A 22,521-nucleotide genomic window follows, 5' to 3' on the forward strand; every position below is an offset into this window, starting at 1 on the left:
GGCCACCGCGGTACCTGCGACCATCTGGAAGTACGCAGGAAACGGAGGTCCGTGTCATGCCCATCTCCGCCATACGATGGCACAGGCGGAGCCGTATGCCGACCGCCATGGCGCTCACGGCCGCCCTCGCGCTCGTCCTGTCCGGCTGCGGCGCGGCGGCCACGGAACCGGGCCGGGGCGCCGCCCCGCGGTCGAGCGCGAGCCCGGGCGCCGAGGGCGGTCGTGACGGTGCCCTGCGCGCCGCCGTACGGCGGTTGGCGGCCCAGGGCGACGCGCCGGGGGCCGCGGTGCTCATCCGCCGGGAGGGCGGCGGCACGCGGTACCTCGCCTCGGGGGTCGCGGACGTCCGCACCGGACGCCGGATCCACCGGAACGACCACTTCCGGGCGGGCAGCCTCACCAAGACCGTCATCGCGGCGGTGACGCTGCGCCTTGCCGCCCAGGGGCGGCTCGGCCTCGGCGACACGGTGGAGGAGCACCTCCCGGGGCTGGTGCGCGGCCAGGGCAACGACGGCCGGACCATCACCATCCGTCAGCTTCTGAACCAGACCAGCGGGCTGTTCGACTACACCGCCGACCCGGCGCTGGCGCGTCAGCTCTCCGCCGCGGCCGACCGCACCCGCACCCCCGCCTCCCTGGTGCGGGCCGCCGTCGCACACCGCCCGGACTTCGCGCCCGGGGCCGGCTGGCGCTACTCCAACACCAACTACGTGCTGCTGGGCATGGTCGTCCAGCGGGTCACCGGCCGCTCCTACGCGACCGAGGCCCGGCGCGACGTGCTCGCCCCGCTGCGGCTGCACGGCACCTCCTTCCCCGGCACCCGCACCGACCTCCCGGACCCGCACGGCCGCGCGTACACGCGGGACGGCGGGGCCGGGGACGGCGGCGCCCGGCGCGATGTCACCGATCTCAACCCCTCCTCGGCCGGGGCCGCGGGGGAGCTGATCTCCACGCTCGGCGATCTGACCCGCCTCCTCCCCGGTCTGCTGCGCGGCAAGGTCGTGCCCCGGGCCGAGCTGCGGCAGATGCGGAACACCTCCGCATCCGACGGCCGGTACGGCATGGGGCTGTTCCCGGTGCGGCTGGCGTGCGGGGTGACGCTGTGGGGCCACAACGGCGAGATCAACGGCTCGTACGCGCTGGCCGTGACCGCCCCCGACGGCCGCCACAGCCTCGCCTACCGGCTCAACAGCACGGCCTCCTCGGGTCTGACCGCCGAAACGTCCCTGCTCGAGGCCGAGTTCTGTCCTCGCCGGTAAGACATGTGACCCTCCTACAGCCGCCCCCTCCTACAGCGGGATGATGTCCGGCTACAGCGGGATGATGTCCGGCGCGCCCAGCCGGGCCGCGTCCGCCGTCAGATCGTCCGGCTGCCGCTGCGACTCGCGCTCCGCCTCCACCCGCTTCTCGTAGTGCTCGACCTCCCGGTCCAGCTGGTCCTCGGCCCAGCCCAGCACCGGCCCCATCAGCTCGGCCACCTCACGGGCGCAGCGCGTACCGCGGTCGAAGGTCTCGATCGAGATGCGGGTGCGGCGGGTGAGGACGTCGTCCAGATGGCGGGCCCCCTCGTGCGAGGCGGCGTAGACGACCTCGGCGCGCAGATAGTCCTCCGCCCCGGCCAGCGGCTTCCCCAGCGAGGCGTCGCCCGCGATCAGGTCCAGCACTTCCTGCGCCGCCGAGCCGTAGCGGTTGAGCAGATGCTCGATCCGCGCCGCGTGCAGCCCGTGCTGCCGGCCGATCCGCTCCCGGGCGTTCCACAGCGCCTTGTAGCCGACGGCGCCGACCAGCGGGATCTCCTCGGTGACACAGGGCCCGACCCGGCGGTCGAGGCCGTGCACCGCCTCGTCCACGGCGTCCTTGGCCATCACCCGGTACGTGGTGTACTTGCCGCCCGCGACCACCACCAGGCCCGGCGCCGGATGGGCGACGGTGTGCTCGCGCGAGAGCTTGCTGGTGGCGTCCGACTCCCCGGCCAGCAGCGGGCGCAGCCCGGCGTAGACGCCCTCCACGTCGTCGCGGGTCAGCGGCACCGCGAGGACCTCGTTGACATGCTCCAGCAGATAGTCGATATCGGCGCTGGAGGCGGCCGGGTGGGCCTTGTCCAGGTCCCAGTCGGTGTCCGTGGTGCCGATGATCCAGTGCCTGCCCCAGGGGATCACGAACAGCACGCTCTTCTCGGTGCGCAGGATCAGCCCGGTCGTGGAGTGGATGCGGTCCTTGGGGACCACCAGGTGGATGCCCTTGGAGGCCCGGACGTGGAACTGGCCGCGCTCCCCTATCAGCGCCTGGGTGTCGTCGGTCCACACCCCGGTGGCATTGACCACCTGCCGGGCGCGGACCTCGAACTCGCCGCCCTGCTCCAGGTCGTGCACCCGGGCGCCGACCACGCGCTCGCCCTCCCGCAGGAAGCCGACCACCCGCGCGCGGTTGGCCACATGGGCGCCGTACTCCGCCGCCGTGCGCACGAGCGTGGTGACATAGCGGGCGTCGTCCATCTGGGCGTCGTAGTACTGCAACGCTCCGACCAGCGCGTCCTTCTTGAGGCAGGGGGCCACGCGCAGCGCCCGGCCGCGGCTCAGATGGCGGTGGGCGGGCAGTCCGCGGCCGTGCCCGGAGGAGATCGACATGGTGTCGTAGAGCGCGACGCCCGAGCCCGCGTAGAACCGCTCCCAGACCCGGTGCTTCAGCGGATACAGGAACGGCACGGGCTTGACCAGGTGCGGTGCGATCCGCTCCAGCAGCAGCCCGCGCTCCTTGAGCGCCTCGCGTACCAGTGCGAAGTCCAGCATCTCCAGATAGCGCAGCCCACCGTGGATCAGCTTGCTGGACCGGCTGGAGGTCCCGGAGGCCCAGTCCCGCGACTCGACCAGGCCGGTCTCCAGGCCCCGCGTCGCGGCGTCGAGCGCGGTGCCCGCGCCGACCACTCCGCCGCCCACGACCAGTACGTCGAGCTCACGGTCCGCCATCCGGGCCAGCGCCTCGCCGCGCTCGGCCGGTCCCAGTGCCGGTGTTTTCACCGCTGCCTCCCGTTGTGATCGACGCCACGCCGCCCTGCCGATTTTCCTGGCTTTCTCCCCTCCGTGCCATGCCGCTGCTCCGGCCATCGACGCGACACCGTGTCAACACCTCTCACCAATACTGAATACGAGTCATATTTCCGCTTAGTCTGCCTTTGCGCCATCCGACATCGTCCCGGGAAGGACGACACGACGTCATGCCCGCAGATCTCGCCGTCATCGGACTCGGTCATCTCGGTATTCCTCTCGCCCGGGCGGCCACCGCCGCCGGCGTCCGCACCGTCGGCTACGACCCCGATCCGCGCGCGGCGTCCGACCTCCGGGCCGGACGGCTGCCCGCCGGCTCGGGCGAGGGCCTGCTCTCCGCCGCCGAGCTGCGCCGGATGGCCTCCCAGGGCTTCCGGATCACCGCCGACCCCGCCGAGCTCGGCCGCGTCCGCACCGCTGTGATCTGCGCTCCGACCCCGCTCGGGGACGACCGCAGACTGGATCTGTCGGCGGTCGGCGAGGCGGCCCGTACGCTCGCGGCGAGGCTGCGCCCGCACACCACCGTTCTGCTGGAATCGACCGTGTACCCCGGCACCACCGAGGAATTCCTCCGTCCGCTCCTCGAGGAGGGATCCGGACTGCGGGCCGGGCGCGACTTCCACCTCGCCTACTCCCCCTGCCGCCACGACCCGGGCAACCGCGCCCACGGCCCCGCCAACACCCCCAAGGTCATCGGCGGCCTCACCCCCGCCTGCACCGAGGCGGCCGCCGCCTTCTACGGGCGCTTCACCGAGAAGGTCGTCCGGGCCCGTGGCACCCGCGAGGCCGAGACGGTCAAGGTCCTGGAGACCAATTACCGGCACGTCAACATCGCCCTGGTCAACGAGATGGCGGTGTACTGCCATGACCTCGGCGTCGATGTGTGGGACGTGGTGCGCTGCGCCGAGACCAAGCCGTTCGGCTTCCAGTCCTTCCGCCCCGGCCCCGGCGTCGGCGGCCACGGCGTGCCGGTCGACCACGGGCATATGGCCGACCCGCAGCGCGGCCTCGGCATCCCGCTGCGCATGGTCGAGCTCGCGCAGCAGGTCAACGGGCGGATGCCGGGCTATGTCACACGCCGCTGCACGGCCCTGCTCAACGAGTACGGGAAGTCGGCGCGCGGGGCGCACGTACTGCTGCTGGGCGTCGGCTACAAGGCCGACGTCGCCGACGCGGAGGGCTCGCCCGCCCGGGAGATCGCCTCCCGGCTGATCGAGCTGGGCGCCCGGCTCAGCTACCACGATCCGTACGTCACGCGCTGGCGGGTGCTGGGGCGCGAGGTGGAGCGCGCCGACTCGGTGTACGAGGCGGCGGCCGACGCCGACCTGACCGTGCTGCTCCAGCCGCACCGCACCTACGACCTCCAGGGGCTGTCGGTGAAGGCCCAGCTGCTGCTGGACACCCGGGGGGCGGGACCGGCGGGGATGGCGCACCGGCTGTGAGGCGCGGGGCTCCGCTCCGTTCTGGGCCTCGCCGCCGTCACCGGCTCCGCGTACGCGGTCATCGGCGCCGCGTACGCCGCAGCCGGAACGCGACCGCCAGCACGATCAGCGCCGTTCCGCCCAGCACGAAGATCACCGCTCCCGACGGCACCGACCGCACATCCGCCGTGAACGTCATCGGCGCGCCCCAGGGTCTGCCGTCGGCGGTGGTGTAGAGCTGGGCGGTCAGCCGCACCGGCCCGTTCGCGTACGCCTCCACCCGCATCCGCACCGTACGGCTCACCGCGCGCGACGCCTGGACCGGCATCGCGCGGTCCCGGGCGGTCAGCCGCTCGGGGCGGCTGGAGAGGACCCTGAGCTCCACCCCGGTGAGGTCCTGCTGGAGGCCGTTGTCGACGGTGACCGGGATGGTCGCCGAGCCCCCGGTCACCACCACCGTGGACTTCGGCACCAGCCGCACCGACGCGATCGAGGCGGTCAGATAGCGGGACACCCCCCGCTGGTACGAGGCCGCGCCCGCCGGGTCGGCGCGCCAGGCGGTCGCCACGGAGCGGGCCAGCGCGGCCCGTACGGACGCGGCGGTGGCCCGCGCGTCCGACAGCACCTTGGCCAGGGCCCGCATCCGCAGCCGGTCCCGGACCACCGCCGCGAGCCGGGAGGGCGGCAGCTCGGAGGCGTGGCGCGCCAGCGGATAGCCGTCGAAGCCGCGCAGCCGCCCCGCCGTGGGCTTGCGCAGCGCCGCCGCGAACCCGGCAGGCTCAAGCCAGCCCGCCTTACGGCCCTCGGCCACCACCGTGAGCAGCACCCGGCCGACCGCGAGCGGCATCCGGCGCGGCGGCACCATGACCAGTTCGCGGCGGGCGTACGGCAGCTCCCGCGCGGCCGTGAGGGTCTCGGCGAGCAGCCGCTGACGCAGGCGCAGCCGGGCGGGCGCGCCGGAGGCGCCCGCGGCCGGGTGGCTCGCGAAGAGCTGGGACGCGATCGCCGCGTCGTAGCGCAGCGCGGTCGTGCCGCCCTGGAGCGAGACGGCGCCGTCGTCGGTGGCCCCCTCCGAGACCAGCTCACCGGCGGAGGCCACCCCGGCGCCCGAGGCGAGCACCGTGTCCAGGCCGAGTCCCTTGGCGTACCGGGCGATCCCGTCGTCCAGCTCACCGCCCGCGGGCCAGCCCACACCGGCGCGCGCGTGGACGCCCAGCGCCCGGTCCACCACCCTCCGGCCGGTGCGCGAGGCCCGGCGCAGCAGCCCGGCGAGCGGGGCGCCGCCGCCGCGCGCGAGCGAGGCCAGATCCGGGTCCGCGTACGGCAGCGCGATCACCTCCCGGCCCCGGACCGCCGCCCGGAGCGCGGCCAGCCAGCCCGCCGCCGCCTCACCGCCCTTCCCCTCGGTGGCCTGCTGCGGATCGGTGTCACCTGGCGTACGGGCCACCCGGTAGCCGGCGGCCATGGCCCGCGCCTGCACGATCAGATCCGGATCGAGCACCCAGGTGACCGGCTGCCCCCTGCCCATCTCGACCAGCCGCCGCAGCCGCCCGCCCGGGCCGAAGGCGGCGGTCAGCTGGTCGTCGCGGAAGACCGGCAGCACGCTGTCCTGGGTGCGCAGGGTCAGCGCCTCCATCCGCGGGGTGTCCAGCACCGGCCACAGCACGGTGGTGCGCAGCGGCTCCAGCCGGGTGGCGTCGGGATACGCGGACAGATGGGTGCGGGTCAGCCCGAGCACGGTCCCGGCGCCCGCGCCGTCCGCGCCGACGACATGCACGGTGAGTGCGTACGCCCCGGCGCCGTCCAGCTCCAGGTCGGGGACGGGCACGGTGAGCCGGAAGCCGCGCTCGTCGCCGGTGGGCAGCGGGGCGAGACGGGCCGTGCGGTCGGCCACCTCGGGGCCGTCGGCCCGGGTCAGGGGCCTACGACGGGCCACGGTGGCGAGCCCGCCCCGGGTGTCGATCGCCCCGGAGACCCCGATCCGCACCCCGATCCGCGCGGCCCCGACCCGCCGCCCCGAGGTATTGGTCACCCGCCCACTGATCCTCAACTCGCCGCCCTGCCGGACCACGGCAGGGCTGAGGGAGGCCAACTCGACGGAGACGGGATACCGGCGGGAGGGGGCGCGTTCCGCGGCGGCGCCGCCAGGCCCACGACCGTGCGACGTGCCGCCATCAGCCTCCCGGCCGTCCGCCAGGACCATCGCCGCCGCACCGGCGGGCGTCGACAGCGCGGAAGTGATCGCGACCAGGATCGTGGTGGCGGTCGCGAGGACCGCCCGCCGGTACGTCCTGCCGCGCCCCACGACCACCACCTCGACGCCCGCGCCTGCCGTCCGCCCGCGCCGGACGGGACCGACGCGGTGTCACCAGCCCACCACGCCGGGGACGAAGCCGCACGCTCAAGGCCGCCACCCCGGGGAGACCCGCTGAGGACGCCCCGGGGCGTCCTCAGCGGATCGCGGAAATCGGCCGCGGTTCGAACGGCGGCGCCCCGAAGGGGCACGGGGCGCCGCGTGGGCGACCGGCCACGGCGGCGCCGCAGGACGCTCGGCGGCATGTCGGGGCACCCCCAGCGGAGCGCTTGGGCGTCACACCCGCACGGCGTCCGGCCGACGAGGCCGTGCGTCCATCGCGGTGCGCAGCGAGGCGAAGTCCTCCACGCAGCGGCCGGTGCCGATGGCCACGCAGTCCAGCGGGTCGTCGGCCACCAGCACCGGGATGTTCAGCTCGCGCCCCAGCCGTACGTCCAGGCCGCGCAGCAGGGCCCCGCCGCCGGTCAGCACGATGCCGCGGTCCATGATGTCGCCCGCCAGCTCCGGCGGGGTCTCGTCGAGCGTGGCCCGCACCGCCGCGACGATGCTGTCCACCGGCTCGGCGAGGGCGTGCCGCACCTCGTCCGAGGTCAGTTCGAGCACCCTGGGCAGCCCGGTCGCCTGGTCCCGGCCGCGGATGGCGCAGCGGTCCGGCGGCAGCAGCGCCTGGGTGTCCTCGTTGTCCTCGCTCTGGCCGGGGATGAACACCTCCACATTCCGCTCGGGCCGCCGGACGGCCTCCGAGACCCGCGGTACGGACAGCGGCCCGGTGGGCGAGGCGGATCCGATGGAGACCTTGATCTCCTCCGCGGTCCGCTCACCGATCGCCAGCGCGTACTGCTTCTTCACATAGGAGCTGATCGCGACGTCCATCGCGTCGCCCGCGGTGCGCACCGACCGCGCGGTGACGATGCCGCCGAGCGATACCACGGCGACCTCCGTCGTACCGCCGCCGATGTCGACGACCATGCAGCCGGTCGGCTCGCTCACCGGAAGCCCCGCGCCGATCGCCGCCGCGATGGGCTCCTCGACCAGATGCACCTGACGCGCCCCGGCCTGGGTGGCGGCCTCCATCACCGCGCGCCGCTCAACGCCGGTGATCCCGGAGGGCACACAGACCACCACCCGGGGACGGCCGAGCCGGCGGCTGCCCATGACCTTCTTGATGAAGTACCGCAGCATGCGCTCGGCGATCTCGAAATCGGCGATCACGCCGTCGCGCAGCGGCCGCACGGCGACGATGTTCGTCGGTGTCCGCCCCATGGTCTCCTTGGCCGCCGAACCCACCGACAGCACACTGCCGTCGACTGTGTTCACGGCCACAACCGACGGCTCGTTGAGCACGATTCCCCTGCCCCGTACGTACACCAGTGTGTTGGCGGTGCCGAGGTCGATACCCATGTCACGCCCATTGAACGACTTGTTCTGCGCCATAAGTTGACATTATTGCTTATGCCGGATTCTGTCCCGGCACTGATGTCATTCGCACCACCGTGCGGCCATGCCACTGCTACCTTGCGAACATGATCGTGTCCGCTTCCTCCGCAGCTCAGGCCGCACGGCCGGCCCGTGGCCTCGCGGCGGGCATCGCGGCGGCCCTGCTCGGAGCCCTGGTCTTCGGCTTCATCCAGGGCAAAATCGGCCACCGTGGCCAGGAGGTCGGCTACTGGGCGCTGTGCATCGGGCTGTTGACCGGCGCCGCGCTGGGCAAGCTGGGCGGCCGGGCGCCGCTGCTGGCGCTCGTCGGCATACCGCTGGCCGTGGTCGGCGTCTCGCTGGCGCAACTGATCGGCGCCGCGGTGCTGATGGGGGACGAGAGCTCGTGGGCCACCACGGACACCCTGACCGAGCACTTCGGGCTGGTGGCGGACTACTGGCGCGATCACATCCTGGGACGCAACGACATCACCTTCTACGCCGTGGCGGGAGCGGAAAGTTACCTCGTCGCGAAGCGCATCGCCGAATAGCGACGACGAATAGCGACGACGAATCCCCATATGCCGGGCCAGCGTGTCTCCGTCCGGTCCCAGCCATGTCACGGACGTCAGACACGACTTGTCTGATTGTCATGCCTGCCTGTTAGTTTTATGGCTCGATAGTTTCCTTCCGCGTTCCCAGCCCGCAGCCGCTCATCAGCCGAGCTGTCCCCGGAACGCGGTCTCAACACCTTCATCCCCGGGGGAATTCCATGAGCCAGAACTGGCAGCAGCCACAGCAGCCAGGCGGGTACCCGCAGCAGCCGGGCGGCTATCCGCAGCAGCCCGCCCCTCCTCAGCAGGCCGGTGGGTACGGCTCCGCGCAGCAGCCCGGCTACGGCTACCCGCAGGGCCAGCCGCAGCAGCCCCAGCAGCCTCAGCCGCAGTACGGCGGCGGCTTCCCGCCCCCCGCGCCGCCGGCCGGCCGCCCGGGCAACCCGCTGCTGGCGGTGGGCGCCGCCTTCGTGGCCACGGTCGTCGGCGCGTTCCTCTACGCGTTCCTGTTGAGCGCGATGGCGGACACGGACAAGACCCCGCCGGAGGTCACGCAGTTCGCGTACGCCGGTGTGGTCGTCGGCGCGCTCATCGGTCTGGCGGTCGCCAAGCTGGGCGGCCGTAACACGGGGCTGTGGGTGGTCGGCGCCGTGCTGGCCCTGGCCGCGGTGTTCCTCGGCGAGCTCTACGGCTACGCCATGATCCTGCACGATGTGATGAGCAACTACGCCGACAAGATCGGCGGCGGCGCCAGCAGCCAGGTGCTCTCCTCGAACGAGATCTTCTTCGACCACTTCAGCGACCTGTGGAAGTCGTGGAAGGAAGACTCCGACGCGCTGACCTACATCTTCATGGCGCTCGCGCCGGTGGCCGCGGTCAGCACCGCCTACCGGATCAGCAACCGCTGAGCCCACAGCGCGCACAGTAAGGGGAAGGCCCCGACCGCCTCGCGGTCGGGGCCTTCCCCTTACTGCTTCGGTTGCCGCTGAGCCGGTTGCCGAACCGGCTCATGAGGAACGCTCAGCGCTTGTCGCGGGCCGACGGGGCGACCGTGACCTCGACCCGCTGGAACTCCTTCAGCTCCGAATAGCCGGTCGTGGCCATCGCGCGGCGCAGCGCGCCGAAGAAGTTCATCGAGCCGTCGGTGGTGTGCGAGGGGCCGAGGAGGATCTCCTCGGTGGAGCCCACCGTGCCCAGGTTCATCCGCTTGCCACGCGGCACCTCGTCATGCACGGCCTCCATGCCCCAGTGGTGACCGCGGCCCGGCGCGTCCGTGGCCCGGGCCAGCGGGGAGCCCATCATCACCGCGTCCGCGCCGCAGGCGACGGCCTTCGGCAGATCGCCGCTCCAGCCCACGCCACCGTCGGCGATCACATGCACATAGCGGCCGCCGGACTCGTCCATGTAGTCCCGGCGGGCGGCGGCGACATCGGCGACCGCCGTGGCCATCGGCACCTGGATGCCCAACACATTGCGGGTGGTGTGCGCGGCGCCGCCGCCGAAGCCCACCAGCACACCGGCCGCGCCGGTGCGCATCAGGTGCAGCGCGGCCGTGTAGGTGGCACAGCCGCCCACGATCACCGGAACGTCCAGCTCATAGATGAACTGCTTGAGGTTGAGCGGCTCGGCGGCGCCGGAGACATGCTCGGCGGAGACCGTGGTCCCGCGGATCACGAAGATGTCGACCCCCGCGTCCACCACGGCCTTGGAGAACTGCGCCGTGCGCTGCGGGGACAGGGCGGCGGCGGTCACCACGCCCGCGTCCCGCACCTCCTTCAGGCGCTGGCCGATCAGCTCCTCCTTGATCGGCTCGGCGTAGATCTCCTGCATCCGGGTGGTCGCGGTGCGCTCGTCCAGCTCGGCGATCTCGGCCAGCAGCGGCTCCGGGTCCTCGTAACGGGTCCAGAGCCCTTCGAGGTTGAGCACCCCGAGGCCGCCGAGCTCACCGATGCGGATCGCGGTGCGGGGCGAGACCACCGAGTCCATCGGCGCGGCCAGGAAGGGCAGCTCGAAGCGGTAGGCGTCGATCTGCCAGGCGATCGAGACCTCCTTCGGGTCCCGGGTGCGACGACTCGGCACAACGGCGATGTCGTCGAACGCGTACGCCCTGCGGCCGCGCTTGCCGCGCCCGATCTCGATCTCAGTCACGTGGGTGCCTTTCCCTGTTCACGAACAGCCGTCCCAGTATCCCTGCCCGCGCCGTCGCGAGATCGCCCGGGTGAACGGCGCGGATCCAGCGGACAGCGCGGACAGCGTGGCTCAACGGACGGCGCGGATCAACGGCCGGAGTAGTTCGGCGCCTCGGTGGTCATCTGGATGTCATGCGGGTGGCTCTCCTTGAGGCCCGCCGCGGTGATCCGCACAAAGCGGCCCTTCTCCTTCAGCTCCGCCACATTGGCCGAGCCGACATAGCCCATCGACGCCCGCAGACCGCCCACCAGCTGGTGCGCGACCGAGGCCAGCGGGCCGCGGTAGGGCACCTGGCCCTCGATGCCCTCGGGGACCAGCTTGTCCTCGGACAGCACGTTGTCCTGGAAGTAGCGGTCCTTGGAGTACGAACGGGCCTGGCCACGCGTCTGCATCGCGCCCAGGGAGCCCATGCCCCGGTAGGACTTGAACTGCTTGCCGTTGATGAAGACCATCTCGCCCGGCGACTCCTCGCAGCCGGCCAGCAGGCTGCCCAGCATCACGGTGTCCGCACCGGCCGCGATCGCCTTGGCGATGTCGCCCGAGTACTGAAGGCCGCCGTCGCCGATCAGCGGCACCCCGGCCGCGTGACAGGCGCGGGCGGCCTCGTAGATGGCGGTGACCTGCGGCACGCCGATGCCCGCGACCACGCGCGTGGTGCAGATCGAGCCCGGGCCGACGCCGACCTTGACCCCGTCCACCCCCGCGTCGATCAGCGCCTGGGCGCCGTCCCTGGTGGCGACATTGCCGCCCACCACATCGACCGCGATATTGGACTTGATCTTGGCGATCATGTCGAGGATGCCCCGGCTGTGGCCGTGCGCGCTGTCCACGACCAGGAAGTCGGCCCCGGCCTCGACCAGCGCCTGCGCCCGCTCGTACGACTCGTCGCCGACGCCGACGGCGGCGCCGACGACCAGCCGGCCGCCCGCGTCCTTCGCCGCGTGGGGGTACTGCTCGGCCTTCACGAAGTCCTTGACCGTGATCAGGCCCTTGAGCACGCCCGCGTCGTCGACCAGCGGCAGCTTCTCGATCTTGTGGCGGCGCAGCAGCTGCATCGCGTCCTCGCCGGAGATCCCTACCTTGCCGGTGACCAGCGGCATCGGGGTCATGACCTCGCGGACCTGACGGCCCCGGTCGACCTCGAAGGCCATGTCACGGTTGGTGACGATGCCGAGGAGCTTCCCCACGGCGTCCGTGACCGGCACACCGCTGATGCGGAACTTCGCGCACAGCGCGTCCGCCTCGTGCAGCGTGGCGTCCGGCCGGACCGTGATCGGGTCGGTGACCATGCCGGACTCCGACCGCTTGACCAGGTCGACCTGGTTGGCCTGGTCCTCGATGGACAGATTGCGGTGCAGCACGCCCACGCCGCCCTGCCGGGCCATGGCGATGGCCATCCGGGACTCGGTGACCTTGTCCATGGCGGCGGACAGCAGCGGCACATTCACCCGGACGTTCCGCGAGACCCTGGACGAGGTGTCGACCGCGTTCGGCAGCACCTCGGAGGCGCCCGGCAGCAGCAGCACGTCGTCGTACGTCAGCCCGAGCATGGCGAACTTCTCAGGCACTCCGTCGACGTTGTCAGTCATGACACCCTTCCAATGGTCTTGCCCCAGCGCGGACTCCCATGCTAACGGGCTCCCCGAGTGCCTCATTCCGCCCTGTGGATAACTTCTCAGCGACCTGCTAAATGCGGAAGGCACAACAAGGTAACGAGCCGGGCGGAACTCCGATGGGCCCGGGGGTCACTGCTCGGCGAGCGCGCGCAGCCTGCTCAGCGCCCGGTGCTGGGCGACCCGCACCGCTCCGGGGGACATCCCGAGCATCTGCCCGGTCTCCTCCGCCGTCAGCCCGACCGCGACCCTCAACAGCACCAGCTCGCGCTGGTTCTCCGGAAGGTTGGCCAGCAGCTTCTTGGCCCACTCCGCGTCGCTGCTGAGCAGCGCCCGCTCCTCGGGCCCCAGCGAATCGTCCGGCTGCTCCGGCATCTCGTCCGAGGGGATGGCCGTGGAGCCCGGGTGCCGCATGGCAGCCCGCTGGAGATCGGCGACCTTGTGGGAGGCGATGGCGACGACGAACGCCTCGAAGGGCTTTCCGGTGTCGCGGTAGCGCGGCAGCGCGCACAACACCGCGAGACAGACCTCCTGCGCCAGGTCGTCCACGAAGTGGCGGGCATCACCCGGAAGTCGGGACAGCCTCGTACGGCAGTAGCGCAGGGCCAGCGGGTGGACCAGCGCCAGCAGATCGTGGGTGGCCTGCTCGTCCCCCTCAGTCGCGCGCCCGACGAGGGCGCCGATCGCCCCCGTACCCCCGGGAGCTCCCTTGGGGGCTCCTGGGCTCTCCTCGTCGCGCGGCATCCATCCATGGTGCCTCGGGCCCGGGGGCTCCGTGGCATCGCGTCCGTAGTTGTGCGCTGAAGCGTTATGAGCAGGTGCGCCGGTTGTCGTCACGTCCTGCGCTCTCCCCTCACGCCCGACCGACTCGTCCCCGAGGAACTCCACACCTTCAAGGATGCGGCATAGCGCGGGGAACTGATACAGGCCACCACCACAGCGCTCGCCGCGCACGCTTTCGCCCCGCCCGCCACCCGACGGGCGGGGACCGTCGCGCCCCCGCTGCGCAGCACGTCAGAACGGTCGTGGCCGGATCAGCGGACCAGACCCCAGCGGAACCCGAGGGCCACCGCATGCGCCCGGTCGGACGCGCCGAGCTTCTTGAACAACCGGCGTGCGTGCGTCTTGACCGTGTCCTCGGACAGGAACAGCTCGCGGCCGATCTCCGCGTTGGACCGGCCGTGGCTCATTCCCTCGAGCACCTGGATCTCCCGCGCGGTGAGCGTGGGCGCGGCGCCCATCTCGGCCGAGCGCAGCCGGCGCGGGGCCAGCCGCCAGGTGGGGTCGGCGAGCGCCTGGGTCACGGTGGCGCGCAGCTCGGCGCGCGAGGCGTCCTTGTGCAGATAGCCACGGGCGCCGGCCGCCACGGCCAGCGCCACTCCGTCCAGGTCCTCGGCGACCGTGAGCATGATGATCCGGGCGCCGGGGTCGGCGGAGAGCAGCCGCCGCACGGTCTCGACCCCGCCGAGACCGGGCATCCGTACGTCCATCAGAATCAGATCCGAGCGGTCGGCACCCCAGCGGCGGAGGACTTCCTCGCCGTTGGCCGCCGTCGTCACACGCTCGACGCCGGGCACGGTCGCCACCGCGCGGCGCAGCGCCTCTCGGGCAAGCGGGGAGTCGTCGCAGACGAGGACGGATGTCATGGCCGCCCTCCGCAGCTGATGCGCGTCACCTTGAGCCTCCAGGCTGGTACATATCGTCACCTGAGCGATTGACAGCCCCGGATATCTGTCCGAGAGCTTTACCCATCAACCGCCTCCGCACTCTCAACGACGGTCACCCGAAAGAGTTACGGGGTTCGGCGGCCACCTTCGACACTCTACGTGAGGGCCCGGACACGGAGCAGCTTCGTCGCGCCGGTCGCGCCCTTCGCGCCTCCCCCATAGGGCAGCCCCCGGTGCAGTCCCTTCGGTGGCATTTGGCGACCTTGCTTCCAATTTGGCGGTCTGTGTGGCTAGATTCGCAATGAGTCATATTTACATCTACTTACACCGTAGGTGTACGACCCAGGACACAGCGTCCGCAGCCGATCACTTCGAGGAGATAAGGCAATGGCAGATTTCTCCCGTCTTCCCGGCCCGAATGCCGACCTGTGGGACTGGCAGCTCCTGGCCGCGTGTCGCGGGGTCGACAGCTCGCTCTTCTTCCACCCGGAGGGGGAGCGCGGCGCTGCCCGCAGCGCACGTGAGATGTCGGCGAAAGAGGTGTGCATGCGCTGCCCGGTACGGGCGCAGTGCGCGGCCCACGCCCTTGCCGTACGCGAGCCCTACGGAGTGTGGGGCGGACTGACCGAGGACGAGCGCGAGGAGCTCATGGGGCGGGCGCGGCACCGCGCGGTCGCCAGTACGGGCGCCCCGGGATCGTGATCACGACCTGACCCCGGGCAACTGAAGAAACGTTCCTTCCGTCACCACCCGAGCCCGTCACCACCCGGCTCATACGCGGACGGTCCGCGGAGTAGTGCGCGCGCCGCCGCTCATCTGCGGGCGGCCCGCTCCAGCCGGTCCAGCGTCGCCGCCACCGCCGGGACGCGGGCGAGGTCGGGCAGCGTCAGCGCCACCACTTCCCGGCGCACCGCCGGTTCCACCTCCAGCGTCGTGGCGCCCTTGGTCCGCACCGACTCCAGCGCCAGCTCGGGCAGCACCGCCACCCCCAGCCCGGCCCCGACCAGGCCGACGACCGTCGGATAGTCGTCCGTCGCGAAGTCGATGCGCGGGGTGAAGCCCTCGGACTCGCACACCTCCACCAGATGCCCCCGGCAGCGCGGGCAGCCCGCGATCCACGGCTCCCCGGCCAGTTCGGCGATCCCCACCGCCCCGGCGCCCGCCAGCTTGTGCCCCTCCGGCACCACGCCCACCAGCCGATCGCTCAGCAGCGGCCGCAGGACCAGGTCGTCCCATTCGCAGCCGCCTCCCGACGCCGCCTCCGTCTCCGCGCTCACCTGTGGATACCGGAAGGCCAGCGCGATCTCGCAGTCGCCCGAGCGCAGCATCTCCACCGAGCCCGGCGGCTCGGCCTCCACGAGCGAGACGCGCGTTCCGGGGTGCTCCGCGCGCATCTCGGCGAGCGCCATGGGCACCAGGGTCGAGCTGCCGCTGGGGAAGGACACCAGCCGCACCCGGCCCGAGCGCAGCCCGGCGATGGCCGCGACCTCCTCCTCGGCGGCGGTCAGCCCGGCCAGGATCCCGCCGGCGTGCCGTACCAGCGCCCGGCCCGCCTCGGTCAGCCGCATCTCCCGTCCGCTGCGGATCAGCAGCGGGGTGCCCGCGGCGCCCTCCAGTGCCTTCATCTGCTGGCTGACGGCGGGCTGGGTGCAGCCGAGCTCACGGGCGGCGGCGGAGAAGGAGCCGGTGGCGGCCACCGCGCGCAGCACCCTGAGATGGCGGGCCTCGATCATGCCTTGAGCATAAGGGACCCTTGGGTACGGCCCGGGATATTACGTCGACGCTTTGACCTCTCTGTCCTACGGTGCGGTCATGTTGCCGCATACTCCGCACCCCTCAGCCGTCCTCACCGTGAACATCGGCCGCGCGATGCCGAGCGCCCACACCGACTGCCCGGCAGGCACCGGTATCGACAAGCGGCCCGTCGACCGCCCGGTACGGGTCACGGCCCCCGGGCCGAAGGGCCAGGCCGGAAGCGGTCTGGCCGGTGACTCGGTCTGCGACCTCCGCCACCACGGCGGCGACGACCAGGCCGTCTACGCCTACGCCCGGGAGGACCTCGACGTCTGGGAGCGGGAGCTGGGCCGCGAACTGGCCAACGGCTCCTTCGGCGAGAACCTCACCACCAGCGGTATCGACGTCAACGGCGCCCTCATCGGCGAGCGCTGGCGGGTGGGGAGCGAGCTGCTGCTGGAGGTGACCTCACCGCGCATCCCGTGCCGTACGTTCGCCGGCTGGCTGGGCGAGCGGGGGTGGCTCAAGCGGTTCACCCAGGCCGCCGTCCCCGGTGCGTATCTGCGGGTGCTCGAGCCCGGCGAGATCCGCTCGGGCGACGCCGTCGAGATCGTGCACCGGCCCGACCACGAGGTGACGGTCGCGTTCCTCTTCCGCGCCGAGACCACGGAGCGGGAACTGCTGCCGAGGGTGCTGGCGGCCGGTGAGGCGCTGCATCCGGAGGCGCGGAGGACCGCCCTGAAGTACCGGTCCGCGAAGGCGATCTGACGCAGCCGGACCGACGGAAGCGCTCATTCCGACGCAGATCGCTCGCGCTGCCGCTCGGCGGTCCGCCGGGGCCCGCCGTGGCCGATAACGTGCGCGTATGACGACTGCATTGATTACCGGAACCACCGCGGGCATCGGCGCCGCATTCGCGGGCCGGCTCGCCGCCGACGGGCACAATCTGGTGCTCGTCGCGCGCGATGAGAAGCGGCTGCGGGAGCAGGCGGCGGATCTGCACGACCGGCACGGCGTGGAGGCGGACGTGCTGGTGGCGGACCTCTCCGAGGATGACGGGATCGCTGCGGTCGAGGCCCGGCTGAAGGACCGTACCCACCCGGTCGATCTGCTGGTCAACAACGCCGGTTTCGGCAACCGCGCCCGCTATCTGGAGGTGCCGATCGCCGATGAGCTGCGGATGCTGAAGCTGCACTGCGAGGCGGTGCTGCGGCTGACCAGCGCGGGGGCCGGGACGATGCGGGACCGGGGGCGCGGCGGGGTGATCAATGTGGCGTCGGTCGCGGCCTTCTTCCCGCGCGGGACGTACGGGGCGAGCAAGGCGTGGGTCGTGCAGTTCACGCAGGGCGCGGCGAAGGACCTGGCCCGCTCCGGGGTGCGGCTGATGGCGCTGTGCCCGGGGTTCGTCCGTACGGAGTTCCACGCGCGGGCGGGGATCAAGGACACCAGCGTGCCGAGCTGGATGTGGCTGGACCCGGACCGGCTGGTCACGGCGGCGCTGAAGGATTTCGCCCGGGGCAAGTCGCTGTCCATCCCGGATCCGCGCTACAAGGCGATGTCGAGCCTGGCGAAGCTGGCCCCGCGCTCGGCCCTCTCCTCCCTCTCCTCCAAGGTCGGCCGCCCCCCGGCCAAGGGGTAGCCGCCCGGTGGAACCCGAACCGGACCCGGAACCGGAACAGAACCGGAACCGGGACACGCGAAGGCGCGGCCGCCCAACCGGGCGGCCGCGCCTTCGCGCTGCTCGTGGCAGTACGCCGGAGCGTCAGTGCGCGTGACCGTGGCCGTGGCCGGCGGCCTCGGCCTCTTCCTCGGCCGGCTTCTCGACCACCAGGGTCTCGGTGGTGAGCAGCAGCGAGGCGATCGACGCCGCGTTCTCCAGCGCGGAGCGGGTGACCTTGACCGGGTCGATGACGCCGGCCTTCACCAGGTCGCCGTACTCCTCGGTGGCCGCGTTGTAGCCGTGGCCCTTCTCGAGCTCGGCGACCTTCGAGGTGATCACGTAGCCCTCGAGACCGGCGTTCTCGGCGATCCAGCGCAGCGGCTCGACCGCGGCGCGGCGGACCACGGCGACACCGGTGGCCTCGTCGCCCTCCAGGCCCAGGCTGTTCTCCAGCACCTTCGCGGCGTGGACCAGCGCGGAGCCACCACCGGAGACGATGCCCTCCTCGACCGCGGCGCGGGTCGCGGAGATGGCATCCTCCAGGCGGTGCTTCTTCTCCTTGAGCTCGACCTCGGTGGCCGCGCCCACGCGGATCACGCACACGCCGCCGGCCAGCTTGGCGAGCCGCTCCTGGAGCTTCTCGCGGTCCCAGTCGGAGTCCGTGGACTCGATCTCGGCCTTGATCTGGGCGACGCGGCCGGAGACCTCGTCCGCCTTGCCGCCACCGTCGACGATCGTGGTGTCGTCCTTGGTGACGGTCACGCGGCGGGCGGTGCCCAGCACGTCCATGCCGACCTGGTCGAGCTTGAGGCCGACCTCCTCGGCGATGACGGTGCCGCCCGTAAGGGTGGCGATGTCGCCGAGCATGGCCTTACGGCGGTCACCGAAGCCCGGGGCCTTCACCGCGACCGCGTTGAAGGTGCCGCGGATCTTGTTGACGACGAGGGTGGAGAGGGCCTCGCCCTCCACGTCCTCGGCGATGATCAGCAGCGGCTTGCTGGCGTTGGCCTGGATGATCTTCTCCAGGAGCGGCAGCAGGTCCTGGATGGAGGAGATCTTGCCCTGGTGGATCAGGATGTACGGGTCGTCGAGGACGGCCTCCATCCGCTCCTGGTCGGTGACCATGTACGGCGAGAGGTAGCCCTTGTCGAAGGCCATGCCCTCGGTGAAGTCGAGCTCCAGACCGAAGGTGTTGGACTCCTCGACGGTGATGACACCGTCCTTGCCGACCTTGTCCATCGCCTCGGCGATCAGCTCGCCGACCTGCTTGTCCTGGGCGGACAGCCCGGCCACGGCGGCGATGTCGGACTTCTCGTCGATCGGGCGGGCGGTGGCCAGCAGGTCGTCCGAGACGGCCTTGACCGCCGCGTCGATGCCCTTCTTCAGGGCGGCCGGGGAGGCGCCGGCGGCCACGTTCTTCAGGCCCTCGCGCACCAGCGCCTGGGCCAGCACGGTGGCCGTGGTGGTGCCGTCACCCGCGATGTCGTTGGTCTTGGTCGCCACCTCCTTGACGAGCTGCGCGCCAAGGTTCTCGTACGGGTCCTCGACCTCGACCTCACGAGCGATCGTGACACCGTCGTTGGTGATGGTGGGGGCACCGAACTTCTTGTCGATGACGACATTGCGGCCACGGGGGCCGATGGTCACCTTGACGGTGTCCGCGAGCTTGTTGACGCCGCGCTCGAGGGCGCGACGGGCGTCCTCGTCGAACTTCAGGATCTTCGCCATGAGTTCCGTATGTCCTCTCTTTGCGATCCTCGGCCGCCTTGCGGAGGCAGCCGCTATCGCTCAAACAAGCCGTGCCCCGACCCCGGTTTCAGATGACACGGGCACCGGGGCACGGCTCATAGGCAAAACTTCGGTGATTACTTCTCGACGATCGCGAGAACGTCGCGAGCCGAGAGGACGAGGTACTCCTCGCCGCTGTACTTCACCTCGGTGCCGCCGTACTTGCTGTAGAGCACGACGTCACCGACGGAGACGTCGAGCGGAAGCCGCTTGCCGTCCTCGAAGCGGCCCGGGCCCACAGCCAGGACGACGCCCTCCTGGGGCTTTTCCTTGGCGGTGTCCGGAATGACCAGGCCCGAAGCCGTGGTCTGCTCGGCGTCGAGCGGCTGGACCACAATGCGGTCCTCGAGCGGCTTGATGGCAACCTTGGAGCTGGTGGTCGTCACGATCCGACCTCCCCCTTCGGAGATCTCACGGGGTCAACTGTCTGAGGTGGCGACCAGGTGGATCCGTCGTCGCGGGTGCCGGACCTGCCCGTCGCTGTATCCCTGGCACTCATCGGTCCCGAGTGCCAGCCTCGACATTATGACGCGGTTAGCACTCAGTCAACTAGAGTGCCAAGCGACGCGGTGCCGACCTCGGGACGGGACGACGTGGCGGAGGTCAGATGTAGTCCTCCAGCCGAGCCACCGCGAAGCCCTGCGCCTGAACCTCCCGCAGCAGCGAAGTGATCATGTCGGTCATCGTCGCGCCCTTCAACATGTCCGGGCCGCGGAAGTGGGCGAGGATGATGTCCCCGGGCCGGAGCCCGCTGCCCGAGCGGTACACCAGTCCGTCGGGCTCCATCTCCGCGCGCCACAGCACCACCTTCCCCAGCCCGCAGTCCGCCGCCGCCCGCAGCGTGTTCCAGTCGTAGTCCCCGTAAGGCGGACGGAAGAGGTGGGGCGCCAGGCCGAGGCGGTAGTGGAGGACGTCCTGCTGACCGCAGATCTCATGGAGCTGGAACGCGTAGTCCTCGCCCGCGAGCTTGGGGTGGGTGAGGGTGTGGTTGCCGATCCGGTTCCCGAGCTCACGCAGCCGGCGGAAGTAGTCGTAGTGGTCGCCGATCACCTCGTCCTCCAGGAACTGCGTGAACGGCAGACCGAGGTCCCGGGCCTGGTCGATGAAGGCCGGGTCCTTCTCGATCCCGTCGTCGAGCGTCAGGAAAACCACCCGATCGGTGGTGGCGACCCGGCGGATGACCGTCGCCAGTCCGGGTACCGGGGGCCACATCGCGGCGAGCGGGGGCTTGACCCTGGGCGGGCGCGGCGCCGGGATCAGGGGCCGGTCGAGCCCCCAGCGGCGGTAGGCGTCCGGGAACGCCACCGGTGCGGAGCCCGTCGCCGTCGGATCCGATGACGGCGCGGAGCCCATAGCCGCCGGACCGGATGACGGCGCGGAGCCCATCGCCGCCGGGCCCGGTGGCGGCGCGGAGCCCATAGCCGCCGGACCCGATGGAGGCGTGCCGTCCTCGTGTGTGCTCCCCGACGACGACGGTGGCGGCCCGGAGGTCCCGGACGCGGTGTGCGGACCGGCGGAGGCCGACGGCGGAAGACCGGCCGCCTTCCCCGTCCGGGTGTGCGGCCCGGAGGCGCCGAGCGCCCCGCAGCCGGCGAGCACGGCCGTCGCGGCCGCCGCGGCGGTGAGAACCAGACACCTTGAAAGACCAGCCTTGATCATCATCACAAAAGCGATCTTCAGCTCTGTCGTGCCGACCCGCGCGCCGAGCGGGGTGCGAATGCTCCCCTGGGAGCGGAGAGAATGGGCCATGTGGACGTTGACGCCTTCGATTCACTGCTCGGCGACGAGGGGCAGGCGCTGCTCTCGGCGCTCCGCGACTACGACCCGGCGAAGGAGCTCGCCACCGCGACGCGGCTGCGCCGCGACCATCCCCCGGCGCTGGTCTCGGCGGCCCTGACGCAGGCCGCGCTGCGGCAGCGGGCGGTGGCCAAATTCGGCCCCGAGGACGCGCACCGCATGTACTTCACGCCGAACGGCGTCGAGCAGTCCACCCGCACCTCCGTGGCCGCGTACCGCGCCTCCCGCTTCGCGGAGTTCGGCGTCCGCCGCATGGCCGATCTGTGCTGCGGCATCGGCGGCGACGCGATCGCGCTCGCCCGCGCCGGGATCTCCGTACTCGCCGTCGATCGCGACCCGCTGACCTGCGCCGTCACCCGCGCCAACGCCGAGGCGCTCGGCCTGGCCGAGCTCATCGAGGTCCGCTGCGACGATGTCACCGAGGTCGGCACCCGGGACTTCGACGCGGTCTTCGTCGACCCGGCCCGGCGCGGCGGCCGGGGCCGCGTCTTCGACCCCGAGGCGTACTCCCCGCCCCTCTCCTGGGCCATCGAGACCGCCCGCACCACGCCGCGCGCCGCCCTCAAGATCGCCCCCGGGGTGCCGCACGAGGCGATCCCCGAGAACGCGGAGGCCGAGTGGATCTCGGACCACGGCCATGTGAAGGAGGCCGTCCTGTGGTTCGGCACCGCCCGCCCCGGGCTGCGCCGCGCCACGCTGCTGCCGAGCGGCCACTCCCTGATCGGCACCCCGCTCCTCCCCGACCCCGAGCCCGGCCCGGTCGGCCGCTGGCTCTACGAACCGGACGGCGCCGTCATCCGCGCCCATCTCGTGGCCGATGTGGCGGCCCGCGTCGGCGGCCGTCTGATCGACCCGACGATCGCCTACATCACGACGGACGAGCTGCGCCCGACGCCGTACGCCACCGCATACGAGATCACGGATGTGCTGCCGTTCAACCTGAAGAAGCTCAAGGCGCTGCTGCGGGAGCGGGGGGTCGGCGTCGCGACCATCAAGAAGCGGGGGTCGGCGGTCGAGCCGGAGCAGCTCCGCAAGAAGCTGCGGCTCGAGGGTGGGAATGCCTGCACGATCGTGCTGACGAGGTCGGCGGGCTCCCCCACGATGCTACTGGGCCACCCGGCCCAGCCCCTACCCACCGGCTCCTGACGCCCGCGGCGAGCTGTTCCCCACCCCGCCCCTTCCCGAAACTGGGGCTCCGCCCCAGGCCCCGGCCCGACGACCCGGACCTGCGCGGGCACCCGCCCAGCCATCCGCCGCGCGGGCATGCCAACCGCGACCAGCCCACCGGTACAAGCACCCACGGCGGTGACGGTGAGCCCGTCG

Annotated in this window: 19 protein-coding genes; 8 read left to right on the top strand and 11 right to left on the bottom strand. The window is 71.8% G+C overall.

The features are described from left to right. Positions 1-95: 95 nt before the first annotated feature. Positions 96-1,259 (top strand): serine hydrolase domain-containing protein, encoded by a 1,164-nt coding sequence (locus ACT2CW_RS24565; protein WP_445518297.1) that lies wholly within the window; start codon positions 96-98, stop codon positions 1,257-1,259. Positions 1,260-1,310: 51 nt separating this feature from the next. On the opposite strand, the gene ACT2CW_RS24570 is transcribed toward ACT2CW_RS24565, so the two are convergent. After that, on the bottom strand, positions 1,311-3,017 hold the full coding sequence (locus ACT2CW_RS24570; protein WP_414084486.1) for a glycerol-3-phosphate dehydrogenase/oxidase: 1,707 nt from the start codon (positions 3,015-3,017) through the stop codon (positions 1,311-1,313). Positions 3,018-3,214: 197 nt separating this feature from the next. On the opposite strand from ACT2CW_RS24570, the gene ACT2CW_RS24575 reads away from it, so the two are divergent. After that, the gene (locus ACT2CW_RS24575; RefSeq protein WP_037953004.1) at positions 3,215-4,486 is read left to right on the top strand and encodes a nucleotide sugar dehydrogenase; all 1,272 of its coding nucleotides are present in this window, start codon (positions 3,215-3,217) and stop codon (positions 4,484-4,486) included. A gap of 58 nt (positions 4,487-4,544) precedes the next feature. Here the strand turns inward: ACT2CW_RS24575 and ACT2CW_RS24580 are convergent, their stop codons facing one another. Further along, positions 4,545-6,770, bottom strand: a complete 2,226-nt coding sequence (locus ACT2CW_RS24580) for a DUF6049 family protein (protein WP_445518298.1) — start codon at positions 6,768-6,770, stop codon at positions 4,545-4,547. 285 nt (positions 6,771-7,055) lie between these two features. Then, a complete protein-coding gene (locus ACT2CW_RS24585) occupies positions 7,056-8,213 on the bottom strand; it encodes a rod shape-determining protein (protein ID WP_138914357.1) in 1,158 nt (385 codons plus the stop codon). An 89-nt stretch (positions 8,214-8,302) separates the two neighbouring features. Between ACT2CW_RS24585 and ACT2CW_RS24590 the strand changes: the two genes are divergently transcribed. Further along, positions 8,303-8,746 (top strand): hypothetical protein, encoded by a 444-nt coding sequence (locus tag ACT2CW_RS24590; protein ID WP_445518299.1) that lies wholly within the window; start codon positions 8,303-8,305, stop codon positions 8,744-8,746. Positions 8,747-8,967: 221 nt separating this feature from the next. Further along, the gene (locus ACT2CW_RS24595; protein ID WP_445518300.1) at positions 8,968-9,657 is read left to right on the top strand and encodes a hypothetical protein; all 690 of its coding nucleotides are present in this window, start codon (positions 8,968-8,970) and stop codon (positions 9,655-9,657) included. Between the two features lie 112 nt (positions 9,658-9,769). On the opposite strand, the gene ACT2CW_RS24600 is transcribed toward ACT2CW_RS24595, so the two are convergent. From ACT2CW_RS24600 to ACT2CW_RS24615, 4 genes are all read right to left on the bottom strand, one after another. Next, entirely contained in the window at positions 9,770-10,897 is a 1,128-nt protein-coding gene (locus ACT2CW_RS24600; RefSeq protein WP_037953000.1) for a GuaB3 family IMP dehydrogenase-related protein, read from the bottom strand. Positions 10,898-11,025: 128 nt separating this feature from the next. Beyond that, entirely contained in the window at positions 11,026-12,528 is a 1,503-nt protein-coding gene (gene guaB, locus ACT2CW_RS24605; RefSeq protein WP_086883681.1) for an IMP dehydrogenase, read from the bottom strand. A 156-nt stretch (positions 12,529-12,684) separates the two neighbouring features. Next, positions 12,685-13,296: a sigma-70 family RNA polymerase sigma factor gene (locus ACT2CW_RS24610; protein ID WP_037952997.1), complete on the bottom strand. Its 612-nt coding sequence runs from the start codon at positions 13,294-13,296 to the stop codon at positions 12,685-12,687. 290 nt (positions 13,297-13,586) lie between these two features. Further along, positions 13,587-14,198: a response regulator transcription factor gene (locus tag ACT2CW_RS24615; protein WP_003948568.1), complete on the bottom strand. Its 612-nt coding sequence runs from the start codon at positions 14,196-14,198 to the stop codon at positions 13,587-13,589. Positions 14,199-14,606: 408 nt separating this feature from the next. On the opposite strand from ACT2CW_RS24615, the gene ACT2CW_RS24620 reads away from it, so the two are divergent. After that, positions 14,607-14,921: a WhiB family transcriptional regulator gene (locus tag ACT2CW_RS24620; RefSeq protein WP_037952995.1), complete on the top strand. Its 315-nt coding sequence runs from the start codon at positions 14,607-14,609 to the stop codon at positions 14,919-14,921. Positions 14,922-15,031: 110 nt separating this feature from the next. Here ACT2CW_RS24620 and ACT2CW_RS24625 read toward each other — a convergent pair whose 3' ends face one another. Next, positions 15,032-15,952 (bottom strand): LysR family transcriptional regulator, encoded by a 921-nt coding sequence (locus ACT2CW_RS24625; RefSeq protein ID WP_138914362.1) that lies wholly within the window; start codon positions 15,950-15,952, stop codon positions 15,032-15,034. 79 nt (positions 15,953-16,031) lie between these two features. Here ACT2CW_RS24625 and ACT2CW_RS24630 point away from each other — a divergent pair, with 79 nt between their 5' ends. Together ACT2CW_RS24630 and ACT2CW_RS24635 are read left to right on the top strand one after the other, a co-directional pair. Further along, entirely contained in the window at positions 16,032-16,721 is a 690-nt protein-coding gene (locus tag ACT2CW_RS24630) for an MOSC domain-containing protein (protein ID WP_445518301.1), read from the top strand. A gap of 97 nt (positions 16,722-16,818) precedes the next feature. Then, complete coding sequence (locus ACT2CW_RS24635) at positions 16,819-17,592, top strand: SDR family NAD(P)-dependent oxidoreductase (protein ID WP_037952987.1); 774 nt, start codon at positions 16,819-16,821, stop codon at positions 17,590-17,592. Between the two features lie 123 nt (positions 17,593-17,715). On the opposite strand, the gene groL is transcribed toward ACT2CW_RS24635, so the two are convergent. The 3 genes from groL to ACT2CW_RS24650 all read right to left on the bottom strand — a co-directional run bounded on the left by groL (position 17,716) and on the right by ACT2CW_RS24650 (position 21,150). Next, complete coding sequence (gene groL, locus ACT2CW_RS24640; RefSeq protein ID WP_164434328.1) at positions 17,716-19,341, bottom strand: chaperonin GroEL; 1,626 nt, start codon at positions 19,339-19,341, stop codon at positions 17,716-17,718. A 137-nt stretch (positions 19,342-19,478) separates the two neighbouring features. Next, the gene (gene groES / locus ACT2CW_RS24645) at positions 19,479-19,787 is read right to left on the bottom strand and encodes a co-chaperone GroES (RefSeq protein ID WP_014054228.1); all 309 of its coding nucleotides are present in this window, start codon (positions 19,785-19,787) and stop codon (positions 19,479-19,481) included. 217 nt (positions 19,788-20,004) lie between these two features. After that, positions 20,005-21,150, bottom strand: a complete 1,146-nt coding sequence (locus tag ACT2CW_RS24650) for a polysaccharide deacetylase family protein (RefSeq protein ID WP_445518302.1) — start codon at positions 21,148-21,150, stop codon at positions 20,005-20,007. On the opposite strand from ACT2CW_RS24650, the gene ACT2CW_RS24655 reads away from it, so the two are divergent. Further along, positions 21,142-22,344, top strand: coding sequence for a class I SAM-dependent methyltransferase (locus tag ACT2CW_RS24655; RefSeq protein WP_445518303.1), 1,203 nt, complete (start codon positions 21,142-21,144; stop codon positions 22,342-22,344). The genes ACT2CW_RS24650 and ACT2CW_RS24655 overlap by 9 nt on opposite strands. Positions 22,345-22,521 lie beyond the last annotated feature (177 nt).

The organism is Streptomyces sp. NEAU-174, assembly GCF_052665095.1.

Bases quoted from the DNA above. Each gene is read 5' to 3' on its own strand.
- ACT2CW_RS24565 (WP_445518297.1), top strand. From the start codon at position 96: ATGCCGACCGCCATGGCGCTCACGGCCGCCCTCGCGCTCGTCCTGTCC.
- ACT2CW_RS24575 (WP_037953004.1), top strand. From the start codon at position 3,215: ATGCCCGCAGATCTCGCCGTCATCGGACTCGGTCATCTCGGTATTCCT.
- ACT2CW_RS24585 (WP_138914357.1), bottom strand. From the start codon at position 8,213: ATGGCGCAGAACAAGTCGTTCAATGGGCGTGACATGGGTATCGACCTC.
- ACT2CW_RS24590 (WP_445518299.1), top strand. From the start codon at position 8,303: ATGATCGTGTCCGCTTCCTCCGCAGCTCAGGCCGCACGGCCGGCCCGT.
- ACT2CW_RS24595 (WP_445518300.1), top strand. From the start codon at position 8,968: ATGAGCCAGAACTGGCAGCAGCCACAGCAGCCAGGCGGGTACCCGCAG.
- guaB (WP_086883681.1), bottom strand. From the start codon at position 12,528: ATGACTGACAACGTCGACGGAGTGCCTGAGAAGTTCGCCATGCTCGGG.
- ACT2CW_RS24610 (WP_037952997.1), bottom strand. From the start codon at position 13,296: ATGCCGCGCGACGAGGAGAGCCCAGGAGCCCCCAAGGGAGCTCCCGGG.
- ACT2CW_RS24615 (WP_003948568.1), bottom strand. From the start codon at position 14,198: ATGACATCCGTCCTCGTCTGCGACGACTCCCCGCTTGCCCGAGAGGCG.
- ACT2CW_RS24620 (WP_037952995.1), top strand. From the start codon at position 14,607: ATGGCAGATTTCTCCCGTCTTCCCGGCCCGAATGCCGACCTGTGGGAC.
- ACT2CW_RS24625 (WP_138914362.1), bottom strand. From the start codon at position 15,952: ATGATCGAGGCCCGCCATCTCAGGGTGCTGCGCGCGGTGGCCGCCACC.
- ACT2CW_RS24630 (WP_445518301.1), top strand. From the start codon at position 16,032: ATGTTGCCGCATACTCCGCACCCCTCAGCCGTCCTCACCGTGAACATC.
- ACT2CW_RS24635 (WP_037952987.1), top strand. From the start codon at position 16,819: ATGACGACTGCATTGATTACCGGAACCACCGCGGGCATCGGCGCCGCA.
- groL (WP_164434328.1), bottom strand. From the start codon at position 19,341: ATGGCGAAGATCCTGAAGTTCGACGAGGACGCCCGTCGCGCCCTCGAG.
- ACT2CW_RS24655 (WP_445518303.1), top strand. From the start codon at position 21,142: ATGGGCCATGTGGACGTTGACGCCTTCGATTCACTGCTCGGCGACGAG.
- ACT2CW_RS24650 (WP_445518302.1), bottom strand. From the start codon at position 21,150: ATGGCCCATTCTCTCCGCTCCCAGGGGAGCATTCGCACCCCGCTCGGC.